The organism is Pseudomonas sp. IzPS59 (assembly GCF_014863505.1).
GTDB classification, from domain to species: Bacteria; Pseudomonadota; Gammaproteobacteria; order Pseudomonadales; family Pseudomonadaceae; genus Aquipseudomonas; species Aquipseudomonas kribbensis.
In genome coordinates, this window is record NZ_CP062251.1 from 148,604 (window position 1) to 165,118 (window position 16,515).

Sequence of the window (16,515 nt, forward strand, 5' to 3'; positions counted from 1 at the left end):
TCACGCATCAGCTGTTGTTGTGGTCGACCTTGATGGTCGGATCGCTGCCGGCAATCAGGTTGTGAATGTTGGCAGTGGACCAGTTGTTGCCTTCCAGCTTGATCGTCACGTCCGGTGTCGCGGCAGCCGCATCGGCGGAGTTGAACTTGCCCGCCGAGCTGACCTGCAGCGACGACACGCCGTCGACCGTGGTGATCTTCAGGAAGTTGTCGATGGTGCTGCCGGACTCACCCTGCAGCAGGTCGCGCAGGTCGATGCGGTCACCTTCGCTGGCGTTGAAGTCCTTGATCACATCGTTGCCGGTGTCGCCTGCTTTCCAGACGAAGGTGTCGGCACCGGAACCGCCGATCAGGATGTCGTTGCCCTGGCCGCCGATCAGCGTGTCGTTGCCGGAGCCGCCGAGCAGGATGTCATTGCCCTTGCCGCCGTCGAGCACGTCATTGCCGCCGCCGCCGAACAGGATGTCATTGCCCGCGCCACCCAGCAGCGTGTCGTTGCCGTCGTGGGCACCGGACACATCGAACGCCTGATAGTGCTCGGTGATGTACTGGTGCACGTTGCTGGTGGTGACTTTGCTGACATCGACGCCGGTCTGCTGCGCAACGAACGCCTGCATCGCCTGGTAACCCTCGCCGGCAATGCCGTTGAAGCTCACCAGATCGCCGAACAGGATGTCGTTGCCGTCGCCGCCGTTGACGGTGTCGTTGCCCGGCATCGTCGCTTCGGTGTGGCCGATGATCGAGTTGGCCAGGTCCTTCGGATCGATGTTGGTCTGCGGGTTGTGATCGGTGTCGTACGGTTTCAGGTCATTGAGGCTGACACCGCTGTTGATCCCGATGGCTTCCACATTGGACAGGTTGCCCAGCAGTGCGAAGGCGCTGTTGGCGTTGTCAGTGGTGGCCTGGCTGGTGCTGCTGCCGGAGCCTGCCAGGCTCGACAGCTCGTAGGTGCCGTCGCCCTGGGCGTGGATGGTGCCCACGTTGCTCCAGTTCCAGCTGCCGTTCTTGTACGTCTGCAGGACCACGGCACCCGCCGTGCTGATGGTCAGGTAGTGCGTGCTGTCGATGTAGGTGCTGAAGCTGTCGCCCAGCTTGTAATTGCTGGTCTTCACCACGTCGTCGAGCTTCACGTTGCCGTACAGCGTCGGGTTGGTCTGCTCGCCGCTCTGGTAGTAGGTCGGCTGGCCGTCGGTGATGAAGTACGTGAGGTTCTTCGCCCCGGTGTTGGCCACGGCTTCGGCGCTCTGGAAGAAGTTGGCCGTAGCCTTGAACACGTCTTCGTAGTTGGTGCCACCGCCGGAGGTCATCGAGTCCAGCACTGCCTTGAGCTTGGTCAGCGCGTTCGGGTCGTTGAGGTTCACCGACACCGACTTGTTGACCTGGGTATCGAAGTCCACCAGGAAGATGTTCACCGTACCCGAGTTGTTGCCCATGCTCTGCTTGAGGGTGTTGAACACCGAGGTCAGCGAGTCTTTGGCGGCGTTGATCGACGAGGTGCTCATGCTGCCCGAGCTGTCGACCATGAACGCGATGTTGTAGTTGGTGCCCGGCACCACGGTCAGGCCGCCGATGTCGGCGACGATGATGTCGTTGCCGTCGGTGCCGGTGACGGTGTCGTCAGCCGAAGTGGCGACAATCGAGTTGTAGACCGCCGGCACCACGGAGACCGGAATGGTCGCGGTGGTGCTGGCCGAGCCGCCCAGAGCTTCGGTCGAAGTCGAGGTCACGGTCAGGTTGAACTGGCCGTTGTAGTAGGCCGGCGGGGTCACGGTCAGGCTGCCGAGGTTCCAGCCGGTGACGTTGGCGTCGCCGCTGGTGGCGGTCACGGTGAAGCTGTGGCCCGCGCCATCGCTGAGCACCGAACCGACCGGTGCGCCGCTGATCTTGATGCTCAGGGTTTCCGAACCGTCGGTGTCGGTCAGCGCGGTGCTGATCGACGACAGTTTCACGGTGGTGCCTTCGGCGCCGGTGTTGAGCTTGTAGCCGTCGTAATAGCCTTCGCCATTGGTGCCGTGCAGGTCGGAGACGGTTACACCGGAGTTCACCAGGTCCTGTACGCCGGTGTAGATCGGCACACCGGCACTGCTCAGGTCGATCGCCGTGCCGCCGTTGACCGACAGGTTGACGTCGTAGCTGCCCGGGCCGCTCTGGTTGTGGTGGTAGATCTCCAGGGTGTAGTAGCCGCTGGTGGTCGGGGTGAACGAACCGTTGAGGTTGCCGCCCGCGCCCCAGGTCGTGGAGGCTACGTTCTTGCCACCGATGTTCACCAGCAGGCTGTCATCGCCGGTGCCGGTGAAGGTGTAGGTCTTGCCGGCTTCGAGGTAGATCAGGCCGGACGTCTTCGACGCAGTACCGGCGGCTACGCTGCCGTCGGACTGCACATTGGTCACGGTGCCGCTGGTGTTCGGTTTGCCTGCGCCGTCGATCACGTTTTTCAGGGTGGTCGAGTTGGCGCCGCTGCCATCGGTACCCAGGCCCGACAGACCGGTCCAGACGTCCTTGACCAGCCCGGTGGACTTCACGCTGTTGTCGGCCACCGACAGGGTCGGCGCATCCGCCACTGGCGTGATGTCGATCTTGATGGTGCCGGTGTTGCCCAGCAGTTGACCGTCGGTTGGCTGGAACTTGATCTGTGCGTAGTCAGCCTGGTTGTTGCCCAGACCGGTGCCGCCATAACCGTTCACACCCGATTCGTTGGCATCCGGCAGGAAGCGCAGCTTGCCGGCATCGATGTCGGCCTTGCTGAAGGTCTGGTTGGTGGCGACGTCTTTCCAGGTCGAGCCGTCCAGATACTGCAGTTTGCCTTCGCCCGGCAGCTGGGTGATTTTCACGCCCAGGCTCGAGGCCGGGCTGTCCACGTCGGTGACGCCGAAGGTCGACCAGCCGAGGATCAGCGGGGTGTCTTCGGTGCCGGTGACGTTGACCGGTGCTGCGACCGGTGCGTCGTTGACCGCCACCACGTTGACCGTGGTGGTGGCGACGTTGGAGTAGTTGCCGCCATCGGTCACTGTCACGGTGATGATCCGTGGCACGGTGCTCGGGTCTTCACTGCTGTTGGTGAAGCTGATGTTCTTGATCGCCTGCATGTAGTCGGCGAGCGTCGCGTTGCCCGACAGCGTCAGCGTGATCGTGCCATTGGTGCTGTTGGCATTGATGGTGATGCCGTTGACGCTGTTGCCCAGGTTCAGCGCATCGCCGTCCTGACGGTTGGTCAGCACGATGGTGGCGCCGGTCAGCATGGTGCTGTCCGGGTCGGTGATGCTGATGTCGGTGTCGGCAATCGACACGCCCGCGCCCGGAGTGTTCTCGGTGAAGGTCACCTTGTAGTCGGCCCCGGTGGCGCCGCTGGAGTTGTTGGCGTCGAGGTCGATGACCGGAGGCGCATCGTTGTCGATGATCGAGGTGCTGACGCTGCCGTTGGTGCTGCTGACCGCCAGGTTCTCGAAGTTGCCGCCGGTGGCCGAGTCGATCTTGACCACGAAGTTCTCGGTGCCCTCGGTGATCTTGTCGTCAATGGTCGCGACGTTGAACTGCGCACTGCTGGCGCCTGCCGGGATCTTCACGGTGTACACGCCGGTGAAGTCCGAACCGTCGGCGGCGGTGCCGCTGTAGACGATTTTCAGGGTCACTTCGGTTTGCGCCGGGTGGGTCAGGCTCACGGTATAGGTTGCGGTCTGGCCTTCGGTCACCGAGGTGCTGCCGGTGATGCTGACGGTGGTGGTGTCGATGGTGTCGGTGACATTGGTCACCGCTGGCGTGTTGCTGGTCACCAGGTTTTCGAAGTTGCCACCGGTGGCGTTGGTGATGGTTGCCTGCACGGTGCCGGCGTCTTTGTAGACGTCGTCAGCCGGTGCCGGAACGGTCACGGTGCCGGTGGTTTTACCGGCCTCGATGGTGATCACCGAGCCGTTGCTCAGGGTCACGGTCACCGGCGTGCCTGCCGCGTTGGTGAGGGTCGCGGTGTAGGTGATCTGGCCACCTTCGGCCACGGTGCCGGTCGCGGTCAGCGACAGGTTGGTGGTGTCGATGGTGTCGGTCACGGTGGTGCTGACCGGCGTCTTGTCGGCCACGAGGTTTTCGTAGTTGCCGCCGCTGACGTTGGTGATCGAGTTGGTCAGTGGTGCGTGACCGTTCAACACGTCGTTCGGTGCCGTCGTGGTGACGGTGCCGGTGGTCTTGCCGATGTCGATGGTGATGGTCTGGCCGTTGGACAGGGTCACGGTCACAGGCGAACCGGTCACTGGCGCGCCGACAGTCGCGGTGTAGACGACGTTGCCGCCCTCGGCCGCGGTTGCGGTCGCGGTCAGCTTCACGGTGGTGGTGTCGATAGTGTCGGTGACGTTGGTCACCGCTGGTGTATTGCTGGTCACCAGGTTTTCGAAATTGCCACCGGTGGCCGACTTGATTGTTGCCTGAACGGTGCCGGCGTCTTTGTAAACGTCATCGGCTGGCGCCGGAACGGTCACGGTGCCGGTGGTTTTGCCGGCGTCGATGGTGATCACGGCGCCGTTGCTCAGGGTTACGGTCACCGGAGTGCCGGCGGCGTTGGTCAACGTTGCGGTGTAGACGATCGAACCACCTTCGGCCACGGTGCCGGTCGCGGTCAGCGACAGGTTGGTGGTGTCGATGGTGTCGGTGACGGTGGTCGAAACCGGGGTCTTGTCGGCTACAAGGTTTTCGTAGTTGCCGCCGCTGACATTGGTGATGGCGTTGGTCAACGGCGCGTGACCGTTCAACGCATCGTTCGGTGCGGTGGTGGTCACGGTGCCGGTGGTTTTACCCACTTCGATGGTGATGGTCTGGCCGTTGGACAGGGTCACGGTCACTGGCGAACCAGTCACCGGCGCGCCGACAGTCGCGGTGTAGACGACGTTGCCACCCTCGGCCGCTGTTGCGGTCGCCGTCAGCTTCACGGTGGTGGTGTCGATGGTGTCGGTGACGTTGGTTACGGCTGGCGTGTTGCTGGTCACCAGGTTTTCGAAGTTGCCACCGGTGGCGTTGGTGATGGTTGCCTGAACAGTACCGGCGTCCTTGTAAACGTCGTCGGCTGGAGCCGGAACAGTCACGGTGCCGGTGGTTTTACCAGCGTCGATGGTGATCACGGCGCCGTTGCTCAGGGTCACGGTTACCGGAGTGCCCGCAGCGTTGGTCAGTGTGGCGGTGTAGATGATCGAACCGCCCTCGGCGACCGAGTTGGTGGCGCTCAAGGACAGGTTGGTGGTGTCGATGGTGTCGGTCACGGTGGTGCTGACCGGAGTCTTGTCGGCGACCAGATTCTCGTAGTTGCCGCCGCTTACACCGGTGATTGCGTTAGTCAGTGGCGCATGACCATTCAACACGTCGTTCGGCGCGGTGGTGGTGACGGTGCCGGTGGTCTTGCCGACTTCGATGGTGATCGACTGACCGTTCGACAGGGTCACGGTCACTGGCGAGCCGGTGACAGGTGCACCCACGGTGGCGGTGTAGGTGACGGTGCCACCTTCGGCCGCCGTCGTGGTCGCCGTCAGCTTCACGGTGGTGGTGTCGATGGTGTCGGTGACGCTGGTCACCGCTGGCGTGGTGCTGGTCACCAGGTTTTCGAAGTTGCCACCGGTAGCCGACTTGATCGTGGCCTGTACGTTGCCGGCGTCCTTGTAGACGTCATCGGCCGGTGCCGGAACGGTCACGGTGCCGGTGGTTTTGCCGGCGTCGATGGTGATGACAGCACCGTTCGACAAGGTCACGGTGACTGGCGAGCCAGCGGCGTTGGTCAGGGTCGCGGTGTAGGTGATCTGGCCACCTTCGGCCACGGTGCCGGTCGCGGTCAGCGACAGGTTGGTGGTGTCGATGGTGTCGGTCACAGTGGTGCTGACCGGGGTTTTGTCGGCGACCAGATTTTCGTAGTTGCCGCCGGAAACGTTGGTGATGGCGTTGGTCAACGGCGCGTGGCCGGTCAGCACATCGTTTGGCGCCGTCGTGGTGACGGTGCCAGTGGTTTTGCCGACTTCGATGGTGATGGTCTGGCCGTTCGACAGGGTCACGGTCACTGGCGAGCCGGTGACCGGTGCACCCACGGTAGCGGTGTAGGTGACGGTGCCACCTTCAGCAGCGGTTTCGGTCGCGGTCAGTTTGACCGTGGTGGTGTCGATGGTATCGGTGACGTTGGTCACGGCTGGCGTGGTGCTGGTCACCAGGTTTTCGAAGTTGCCACCGGTGGCGGATTTGATCGTGGCCTGTACGGTGCCGGCGTCTTTATAGACGTCATCGGCTGGTGCAGGAACGGTTACGGTGCCGGTGGTTTTGCCCGCTTCGATGGTGATGACGGCGCCGTTGCTCAACGTCACGGTCACTGGCGAGCCAGCGGCGTTGGTCAGGGTCGCGGTGTAGGTGATCTGGCCACCTTCGGCCACGGTGCCGGTCGCGGTCAGCGACAGGTTGGTGGTGTCGATGGTGTCGGTCACGGTGGTGCTGACCGGAGTTTTGTCGGCGACCAGGTTTTCGTAGTTGCCACCGGAAACATTGGTGATGGCGTTGGTCAGCGGCGCGTGGCCGGTCAGCGCATCGTTAGGCGCGGTAGTGGTTACGGTGCCGGTGGTTTTGCCCACTTCGATGGTGATGGTCTGACCGTTGGACAGGGTCACGGTCACTGGCGAGCCGGTGACAGGTGCACCCACGGTCGCGGTGTACGTAACGGTGCCGCCTTCAGCTGCCGACTCGGTCGCGGTGAGTTTGACCGTGGTGGTGTCGATGGTGTCAGTGACCTGGGTCACCGCAGGAACCGTGCTGGTCACCAGATTTTCGAAGTTGCCACCCGTGGCGGACTTGATCGTCGCTTCCACGGTGCCGGCGTCCTTGTAGACGTCATCGGCCGGTGCCGGAACCGTCACGGTGCCAGTGGTTTTACCGGCCTCGATGGTGATCACGGCGCCGTTGCTCAATGTTACGGTCACCGGAGTGCCCGCAGCGTTGGTCAGTGTGGCGGTGTAGATGATCGAACCGCCCTCGGCGACCGAATTGGTGGCGCTCAAGGACAGGTTGGTGGTGTCGATGGTGTCGGTGACGGTGGTCGAAACCGGGGTCTTGTCGGCGACCAGATTCTCGTAGTTGCCACCGGAAACGTTGGTGATCGCGTTGGTCAGCGGCGCGTGGCCGTTCAACGCATCGTTCGGCGCGGTGGTGGTCACGGTGCCAGTGGTTTTACCCACTTCGATGGTGATCGACTGACCGTTGGACAGGGTTACGGTGACTGGCGAACCGGTTACTGGAGCGCCAACAGTCGCGGTGTAAGTAACGGTGCCGCCTTCAGCTGCCGACTCGGTCGTGGTCAGTTTGACCGTGGTGGTGTCGATGGTGTCGGTGACATTGGTCACGGCTGGCGTGTTGCTGGTCACCAGGTTTTCGAAGTTGCCACCGGTGGCGGACTTGATCGTCGCTTCCACGGTGCCGGCGTCCTTGTAGACGTCATCGGCAGGGGCTGGAACGGTCACGGTGCCAGTGGTTTTGCCGGCTTCGATGGTGATCACCGCGCCGTTCGACAGTGTCACGGTCACCGGCGTGCCGGCCGGATTGGTCAGGGTCGCGGTGTAGACGATCGAGCCGCCTTCGGCCACGGTGCCGGTCGCGGTCAGCGACAGGTTGGTGGTGTCGATGGTGTCGGTCACAGTGGTGCTGACCGGAGTCTTGTCCGCTACGAGGTTTTCGTAGTTGCCGCCGGAAATGTTGGTGATCGCGTTGGTCAGTGGCGCATGGCCGTTCAGCACGTCGTTCGGTGCCGTGGTGGTCACGGTGCCGGTGGTTTTACCGACTTCGATGGTGATTTGCTGACCATTAGCCAGGGTCACGACCACCGGCGAGCCAGTCACCGGAGCGCCCACAGTCGCGGTGTAAGTAACGGTGCCACCTTCGGCGGCAGTTTCGGAAGCAGTGAGCTTCACGGTCGTCGTGTCGATGGTGTCGGTGACTTCGGTGACGGCCGGAACGGTGCTAGGCACCAGGTTCTCGAAGTTGCCACCGGTTGCATCCTTGATGGTGACTTCGACTTTGCCGGCATCTTTGTAGACGTCATCGGCCGGGGCCGGAACGGTCACGGTGCCGGTGGTTTTACCCGCTTCGATGGTGATGACGGCGCCGTTGCTCAACGTCACGGTCAGCGGAGTGCCGGCCGGGTTGGTCACGGTCGCGGTGTAAATGATCGAGCCGCCTTCGGCCACGGTGCCGGTCGCGGTCAGCGACAGGTTGGTGGTGTCGATGGTATCGGTGACGGTGGTGCTGACCGGCGTCTTGTCCGCTACGAGGTTCTCGTAGTTGCCGCCGCTGACGTCGGTAATCGCGTTGGTCAGCGGTGCATGGCCGTTCAACGCATCGTTCGGTGCGGTGGTGGTCACGGTGCCGGTGGTCTTGCCCACTTCGATGGTGATTTGCTGACCGTTGGACAGAGTCACGGTCACTGGGGAACCGGTCACCGGTGCGCCAACAGTCGCGGTGTAGGTGACGGTGCCGCCTTCAGCCGCCGACTCGGTCGCGGTCAGTTTGACCGTGGTGGTGTCGATGGTGTCAGTGACCTGAGTCACGGCCGGAACGGTGCTTGGCACCAGGTTCTCGAAGTTGCCACCGGTGGCCGTCGAAATGGTGGCTTCGACTTTGCCCGCGTCCTTGTAAACGTCATCGGCCGGAGCCGGAACGGTTACGGTGCCGGTGGTCTTGCCGGCCTCGATGGTGATCACAGCGCCGTTGGACAAGGTCACGGTCACCGGAGTACCCGCCGGGTTGGTCAGGGTCGCGGTGTAGACGATCGAACCACCCTCGGCCACGGAGCCAGTGGCGCTCAGGGTCAGGTTGGTGGTGTCGACGGTGTCGGTCACGGTGGTGCTGACCGGAGTCTTGTCGGCGACGAGGTTCTCGTAGTTGCCACCGGTCACGCCGGTGATCGAGTTGGTCAGCGGCTCGTGACCGTTCAGCGCGTCATTTGGCGCAGTGGTGGTCACGGTGCCGGTGGTTTTTCCGACTTCGATGGTGATCTGCTGACCATTGGCCAGGGTCACGGTCACAGGCGAACCGGTGACAGGCGCGCCGACGGTAGCGGTATAGGTGACGGTGCCACCTTCAGCAGCGGTTTCGGTCGCGGTGAGTTTCACCGTGGTGGTGTCGATGGTATCGGTGACGTTGGTCACGGCCGGAACGGTGCTCGGCACCAGGTTCTCGAAGTTGCCGCCAGTGGCGCTCGAAATGGTCGCCTCGACCTTGCCCGCATCCTTGTAGACGTCATCGGCCGGAGCCGGAACGGTCACGGTGCCAGTGGTTTTGCCGGCTTCGATGGTGATGACGGCGCCGTTCGACAGGGTCACGGTCACCGGGGTGCCGGCCGGGTTGGTCAGGGTCGCGGTGTAAACAATCGAACCACCCTCGGCCACCGAATCGGTGGCGGTCAGGTTCAGGTTGGTGGTGTCGACCGTGTCCGAAACCGAAGTGTTGGCCGGTTTGCTGTCGACCGCCAGGTTTTCGTAGTTGCCACCGGTGGCCTTGTCGATGGTAACGCTCAGCGAGCTGCCGCCCGCCAGCGGGCTGTTCGGCGCGACGAAGTTCACGGTGCCAGTGGTCTCGCCCACGGCGATGGTGATGGTCTGGCCGTTGGACAGGGTCACCACGACCGGCGAGCCGGTCACTGGCGCCGTCACGGTCGCGGTGTAGACCACGGTTTCGCCTTCGGCGACGTTGGCGGTAGCGGTCAGCGACACGGTGGACGTGTCGATGGTGTCGTGAACGGTGGTGACCGCCGGGGCAGTGCTGGTGACCAGGTTTTCAAAGTTGCCGCCGGTGGCGCCCTTGATGGTCGTTTCCACGGTGCCGGCGTCCTTGTAGACGTCGTCCTTCGGTGCGTCGACGGTCACGGTGCCGGTGGTTTTGCCGGCCTCGATGGTGATCACTGCGCCATTGCTCAGGGTCACGGTTACCGGAGTGCCGGCGGCGTTGGTCAGGGTCGCGGTATAGGTGATCTGGCCACCTTCGTTGACTTCCGGCGTCGCGCTCAGCGTCAGGTTGGTGGTGTCGACGGTGTCGGTCACGGTGGTGCTGACCGGCGTCTTGTCAGCCACGAGGTTTTCGTAGTTGCCGCCACTCACGCCGGTGATCGAGTTGGTCAGCGGTTCGTGACCGTTGAGTGCGTCGTTCGGTGCCGTGGTGGTCACGGTACCGGTGGTCTTGCCGACTTCGATGGTGATCGACTGACCGTTGGCCAGGGTCACGGTCACCGGGGAACCGGTCACCGGTGCGCCCACAGTCGCGGTGTAGGTGACGGTGCCACCTTCAGCTGCGGATTCGGTCGCGGTCAGTTTGACCGTGGTGGTGTCGATGGTGTCAGTGACTTCAGTCACGGCCGGAACGGTGCTAGGCACCAGGTTCTCGAAGTTACCGCCGGACGCGTCCTTGATCGTGACTTCAACCTTGCCGGCGTCCTTGTAGACGTCATCGGCTGGAGCCGGAACGCTTACGGTGCCAGTGGTTTTACCGGCTTCGATGGTGATCACCGCGCCGTTCGACAGGGTCACGGTCACCGGCGTGCCCGCCGGGTTGGTCAGGGTCGCGGTGTAAACGATCGAACCGCCCTCGGCCACGGAGCCGGTAGCGCTCAGGGTCAGGTTGGTGGTGTCGACGGTGTCGGTCACGGTGGTGCTGACCGGAGTCTTGTCGGCCACCAGATTCTCGTAGTTGCCACCGCTCACGCCGGTGATCGAGTTGGTCAGCGGCTCGTGACCGTTCAACGCATCGTTCGGTGCGGTGGTGGTGACGGTACCGGTGGTCTTGCCGACTTCGATGGTGATCTGCTGACCATTGGCCAGGGTCACGGTCACTGGCGAACCAGTCACCGGTGCGCCAACAGTGGCGGTGTAGGTGACGGTGCCACCTTCAGCAGCGGTTTCGGTCGCAGTCAGTTTGACCGTGGTGGTGTCGATGGTGTCGGTGACTTCGGTGACCGCCGGAACAGTGCTTGGCACCAGGTTCTCGAAGTTGCCACCGGTTGCATCCTTGATGGTCACTTCGACTTTGCCCGCGTCCTTGTAAACGTCGTCCGCAGGTGCTGGAACGGTCACGGTGCCTGTGGTTTTGCCCGCTTCAATGGTGATGACGGAGCCGTTGCTCAACGTCACGGTCACCGGCGTGCCCGCAGGGTTGGTCAGAGTCGCGGTATAGACAATCGAACCGCCCTCGGCCACGGAGCCAGTCGCGGTCAGCGACAGGTTGGTGGTGTCGACGGTGTCGGTGACCGTGGTCGAAACCGGGGTTTTGTCGGCAACCAGATTCTCGTAATTACCGCCGCTCACGCCGGTGATCGAGTTGCTCAACGGTTCATGACCGTTCAACGCATCGTTCGGTGCGGTGGTGGTGACGGTACCGGTGGTCTTGCCGACTTCGATGGTGATCTGCTGACCATTGGCCAGGGTCACGGTCACTGGCGAACCAGTCACCGGTGCGCCAACAGTGGCGGTGTAAGTGACGGTGCCACCTTCAGCTGCGGATTCGGTCGCAGTCAGTTTGACCGTGGTGGTGTCGATGGTGTCGGTGACTTCGGTGACCGCCGGAACAGTGCTTGGCACCAGGTTCTCGAAGTTGCCACCGGTTGCATCCTTGATGGTCACTTCGACTTTGCCCGCGTCCTTGTAAACGTCGTCCGCAGGTGCTGGAACGGTCACGGTGCCTGTGGTTTTGCCCGCTTCAATGGTGATGACGGAGCCGTTGCTCAACGTCACGGTCACCGGCGTGCCGGCCGGATTGGTCAGAGTCGCGGTGTAAACAATCGAACCGCCCTCGGCCACGGTGCCGGTCGCGCTCAGCGTCAGGTTGGTGGTGTCGACGGTGTCGGTGACCGTGGTCGAAACCGGAGTCTTGTCGGCTACCAGGTTTTCGTAGTTGCCGCCGCTTACGCCGGTGATCGAGTTGCTCAACGGTTCATGACCGTTCAACGCATCGTTCGGCGCGGTGGTGGTCACGCTGCCGGTGGTCTTGCCGACTTCGATGGTGATGGTCTGGCCGTTGGCTAAAGTGACAGTCACTGGCGAACCGGTCACAGGCGCACTGACCGTCGCGGTGTAGGTGACAGTTCCGCCCTCGGCCACCGATGTATCGGCGCTCAGCTTCACAGTCGAGGTATCGATGGTGTCAGTCACTTCAGTGACTGCCGGGACTGTGCTCGGCACCAGGGCCTCGAAGTTGCCGCCAGAGGCGTCCTTGATGGTGACTTCGACTTTGCCGGCGTCTTTGTAGACGTCATCGGCCGGCGCAGGAACAGTTACGGTGCCGGTGGTTTTGCCCGCTTCGATGGTGATGACGGAGCCGTTACTCAACGTCACGGTCACCGGAGTGCCTGCCGGGTTGGTCAGCGTGGCGGTGTAAACAATTGAACCACCCTCGGCCACGGAGCCAGTGGCGCTCAGGGTCAGGTTGGTGGTGTCGACGGTATCGGTCACGGTGGTGCTGACCGGGGTCTTGTCCGCTACGAGGTTTTCGTAGTTACCGCCAGTGACGCCAGTGATCGAGTTGGTCAGCGGTTCGTGACCGTTCAACGCGTCGTTCGGCGCAGTGGTGGTGACGGTGCCGGTGGTTTTACCGACTTCGATGGTGATCTGCTGACCATTGGCCAGGGTCACGGTCACCGGCGAACCGGTCACTGGCGCGCCAACGGTAGCGGTATAAGTGACAGTGCCACCTTCGGCAGCCGACTCGGTCGCAGTCAGTTTGACCGTGGTGGTGTCGATGGTGTCGGTGACTTCGGTGACGGCCGGAACGGTGCTTGGAACCAGGTTCTCGAAGTTGCCACCGGACGCATCCTTGATGGTCACTTCGACCTTGCCGGCGTCTTTGTAGACGTCATCAGCCGGAGCCGGAACAGTCACGGTACCGGTTATTTTGCCAGCCTCGATGGTGATGACCGAGCCGTTGCTCAAAGTCACGGTCACCGGCGTACCGGCCGGGTTGGTCAGAGTCGCGGTGTAAACGATCGAACCGCCTTCGGCCACGGAGCCAGTGGCGCTCAGGGTCAGGTTGGTCGTGTCGACGGTGTCGGTCACGGTGGTGCTGACCGGCGTCCTGTCGGCCACGAGGTTTTCGTAGTTACCGCCGCTCACGTCAGAGATCGAGTTGGTCAGTGGTTCGTGACCGTTCAACGCGTCATTCGGCGCGGTGGTGGTCACGGTGCCGGTGGTTTTGCCCACTTCGATGGTGATTTGCTGACCATTGGCCAGGGTCACGGTCACTGGCGAGCCGGTCACTGGCGCGCCAACAGTGGCGGTATAAGTGACAGTGCCACCTTCAGCTGCCGACTCGGTCGCGGTGAGTTTGACCGCGGTGGTGTCGATGGTGTCAGTCACTTCAGTGACGGCCGGAACAGTGCTTGGCACCAGGTTCTCGAAGTTGCCGCCAGCGGTATTGGTGATAGTGACTTCAACCTTGCCGGCGTCTTTGTAGACGTCATCGGCAGGAGCCGGAACAGTCACGGTACCAGTGGTTTTGCCAGCCTCGATGGTGATGACCGAGCCGTTGCTCAAGGTCACGGTCACCGGAGTGCCCGCGGGATTGGTCAGCGTGGCGGTGTAGACGATCGAGCCGCCTTCAGCCACGGAGCCGGTCGCACTCAGCGTCAGATTGGTGGTGTCGACGGTATCGGTAACCGTGGTCGAAACCGGGGTCTTGTCGGCCACGAGGTTTTCGTAATTGCCGCCGCTCACGTCAGTGATCGAGTTGGTCAGCGGCGCGTGGCCGTTGAGCACATCGTTCGGTGCGGTGGTGGTCACGCTGCCGGTGGTCTTGCCGACTTCGATGGTGATCTGCTGACCATTGGCCAGCGTCACGGTCACCGGTGAACCGGTCACCGGTGCGCCAACGGTGGCGGTGTAAGTAACGGTGCCGCCTTCAGCAACCGAGGTGTCAGCGGTCAGTTTCACGGTCGAAGTGTCGATGGTATCGGTCACTTCGGTAACCGCCGGGACAGTGCTCGGAACGAGGTTCTCGAAATTGCCGCCGGACGCATCCTTGATGGTGACTTCGACTTTGCCGGCGTCCTTGTAGACGTCATCGGCAGGAGCCGGAACGGTCACGGTGCCGGTGGTTTTACCGGCTTCGATGGTGATCACCGCGCCATTGGACAGGGTCACGGTGACTGGCGAGCCGGCGGCATTGGTCAGGGTCGCGGTGTAGACGATCGAACCGCCCTCGGCCACGGAGCCAGTGGCGCTCAGAGTCAGGTTGGTGGTGTCGACGGTGTCGGTGACCGTGGTCGAAACCGGGGTCTTGTCGGCCACGAGGTTTTCGTAATTGCCGCCGCTCACGCCAGTGATCGAGTTGGTCAGGGGCGGATTGCCGGTCAGCGCGTCATTCGGCGCGGTGGTGGTGACGGTGCCGGTGGTCTTGCCGACTTCGATGGTGATCTGCTGACCATTGGCCAGGGTCACGGTCACGGGCGAACCGGTTACCGGCGCACCAACAGTGGCGGTGTAGGTGACAGTGCCACCTTCGGCTGCGGTTTCGCTCGCGGTCAGTTTGACCGTGGTGGTGTCGATGGTGTCAGTGACTTCGGTCACGGCGGGAACGGTGCTCGGCACCAGGTTCTCGAAGTTGCCGCCGGTGGTGCCGGTAATGCTGACTTCGACTTTGCCGGCATCCTTGTAGACGTCATCGGCCGGTGCCGGAACGGTCACGGTGCCGGTGGTCTTGCCCGCTTCAATGGTGATGACGGAGCCGTTGCTCAACGTCACGGTCACCGGGGTGCCGGCCGGGTTGGTCAGGGTCGCGGTGTAAACGATCGAGCCGCCTTCGGCCACGGAACCGGTGGCGCTCAGCGACAGATTGGTGGTGTCGATGGAGTCGGTGACCGTTGTGGTCGCCGGCGTGGTGTTCGGCACCAGGTTCTCGAAGTTGCCGCCGGTAGCACCGGTGATGGTGGTGCTGACGGTGCCGCCGTTGTTGTAGACGTCATTCGGCGCGGTCGGCACGTTGACGCTGCCGCTGGTCTTGCCGGCTTCGATGGTGATGGTCGAGCCGTTCGACAACGTGACGGTGACCGGCGTCTGCGCCGGGTTGTTCAATGTCGCGGTGTAGGTGATCTGGCCACCCTCGACCACGGTGCCGGTCGCGGTCAGGGTCAGGTTAGTGGTGTCGACTGAATCGACGATATTGGTGACGGCTGGCGTCGGGTTCGGCACCAGATTCTCGAAGTTACCGCCCGTGGCACCGGTGATGGTGGTGGTGACGGTGCTGCCATTGTTGTAGACGTCATTCGGTGCGGTCGGCACGTTGACGGTGCCGGTGGTCTGGCCGGCGCCGATGGTGATGGTCGCGCCGTTGGACAGGGTGACGGTGACCGGCGTCTGCGCCGGGTTGGTCAGGGTCGCGGTGTAGGTGATCTGGTCACCTTCGGTGACGCTGCTGCCCGCCGTCAGGGTGACGGTGGTGGTGTCGATGGTGTCGGTGACCTGGGTCACGGCCGGAGTGGTCGGCACGGTAACGGTAATGCCATTGCCGCCGGTTGTACCGGTGACGGTCACGTTGATCTGGGTCGGGTCGTTGTAGACCGTATCATTCGGGGCCAGCGGCACGTTGACGGTACCGGTGGTGGAACCGGCCGGAATCACGATCACCGCGCCATTGGACAGGGTGACGGTCAGGTCGGTCAGCGGCGCCTGGGTCAGGGTCGCGGTGTACACCAGCACGCCGCCCGCTTCGGTGATGGTCGGCGTGGCGCTGAGGCTCAGGGTCGAGTCGCGCAGGGCGTTGGTGGTGGTGTCGGTGGTCTGGCCACCGGTGATGTTCTGGGCGGCCTGGCCGCCGGAGTTGATGCCCGCGGTCGGGAAGCCGATGGTCGGATCGACGCGGCCAGCGGTCGCATCGAGCATCACGAAGCTGTGGCCGCCACCGGCGGCGCCGCCTGTACCAGCGGCGGTCGGGCCGGCTGCTGCTGCCTCAAGGGCGGTAGTCGGGTCGACACCGGCGGCAATGGCTTGCTGCAGTTCTTCAACGGACGGTGCAGCTTGTGCAGTGGCCTCGGCCAGGTCGGTGACGGAGTCCGGAGTGTCGGCGCTCCATTGAGTGTCACGACCCAGATCGAGGGTGCGGCCATCAGCCAGTTCCAGGGACACCGCGCCGGAGACGCCGGTATCGACCTGATCGCCGGCGAACAAGCGGTCGCCTTCAACGAGTACGCGACGGACGCCCTCTGGGGACACCACGAAAACCTGACCGACAATGCTTTTGACGATGGCCACAACACTGCTCATTGAAGACTCTCCGGGTGTCACGTTCAGTTGACTTCCATAGACCTGATGGCTTTTCTGCGCCGATTCAGTCTGGACGTACTTTTAAAAAAATGTGAATCAAGTTTGACGCTGATCTTCGTCAATATTTTGGCTAGAATCTTTCGCTATTAACTTTATGCCAAACTATTGACCTTATGGATGCCATCCTAAACAATCGCCCCACTAATGTCACATTGATATTTACGCGGCGACTTGCCCTTGAGCATGTGATCCAGTTCCGGTTTTAAACTTTCCGA

General features: G+C 62.8%; 1 protein-coding gene. It reads right to left on the reverse strand.

The features are described from left to right. Window positions 1-7: 7 nt before the first annotated feature. Window positions 8-16,240 carry an immunoglobulin-like domain-containing protein gene (locus IF189_RS00705; protein ID WP_192552666.1) on the reverse strand — a complete coding sequence of 5,411 codons (16,233 nt, stop codon included), beginning with the start codon at window positions 16,238-16,240 and terminating at the stop codon, window positions 8-10. Between the last annotated feature and the right edge of the window lie 275 nt (window positions 16,241-16,515).

What these genes read in the sequence shown, in the direction of transcription:
- IF189_RS00705 (WP_192552666.1), bottom strand. Translation starts at nt 16,240, where the DNA reads ATGAGCAGTGTTGTGGCCATCGTCAAAAGCATTGTCGGTCAGGTTTTC.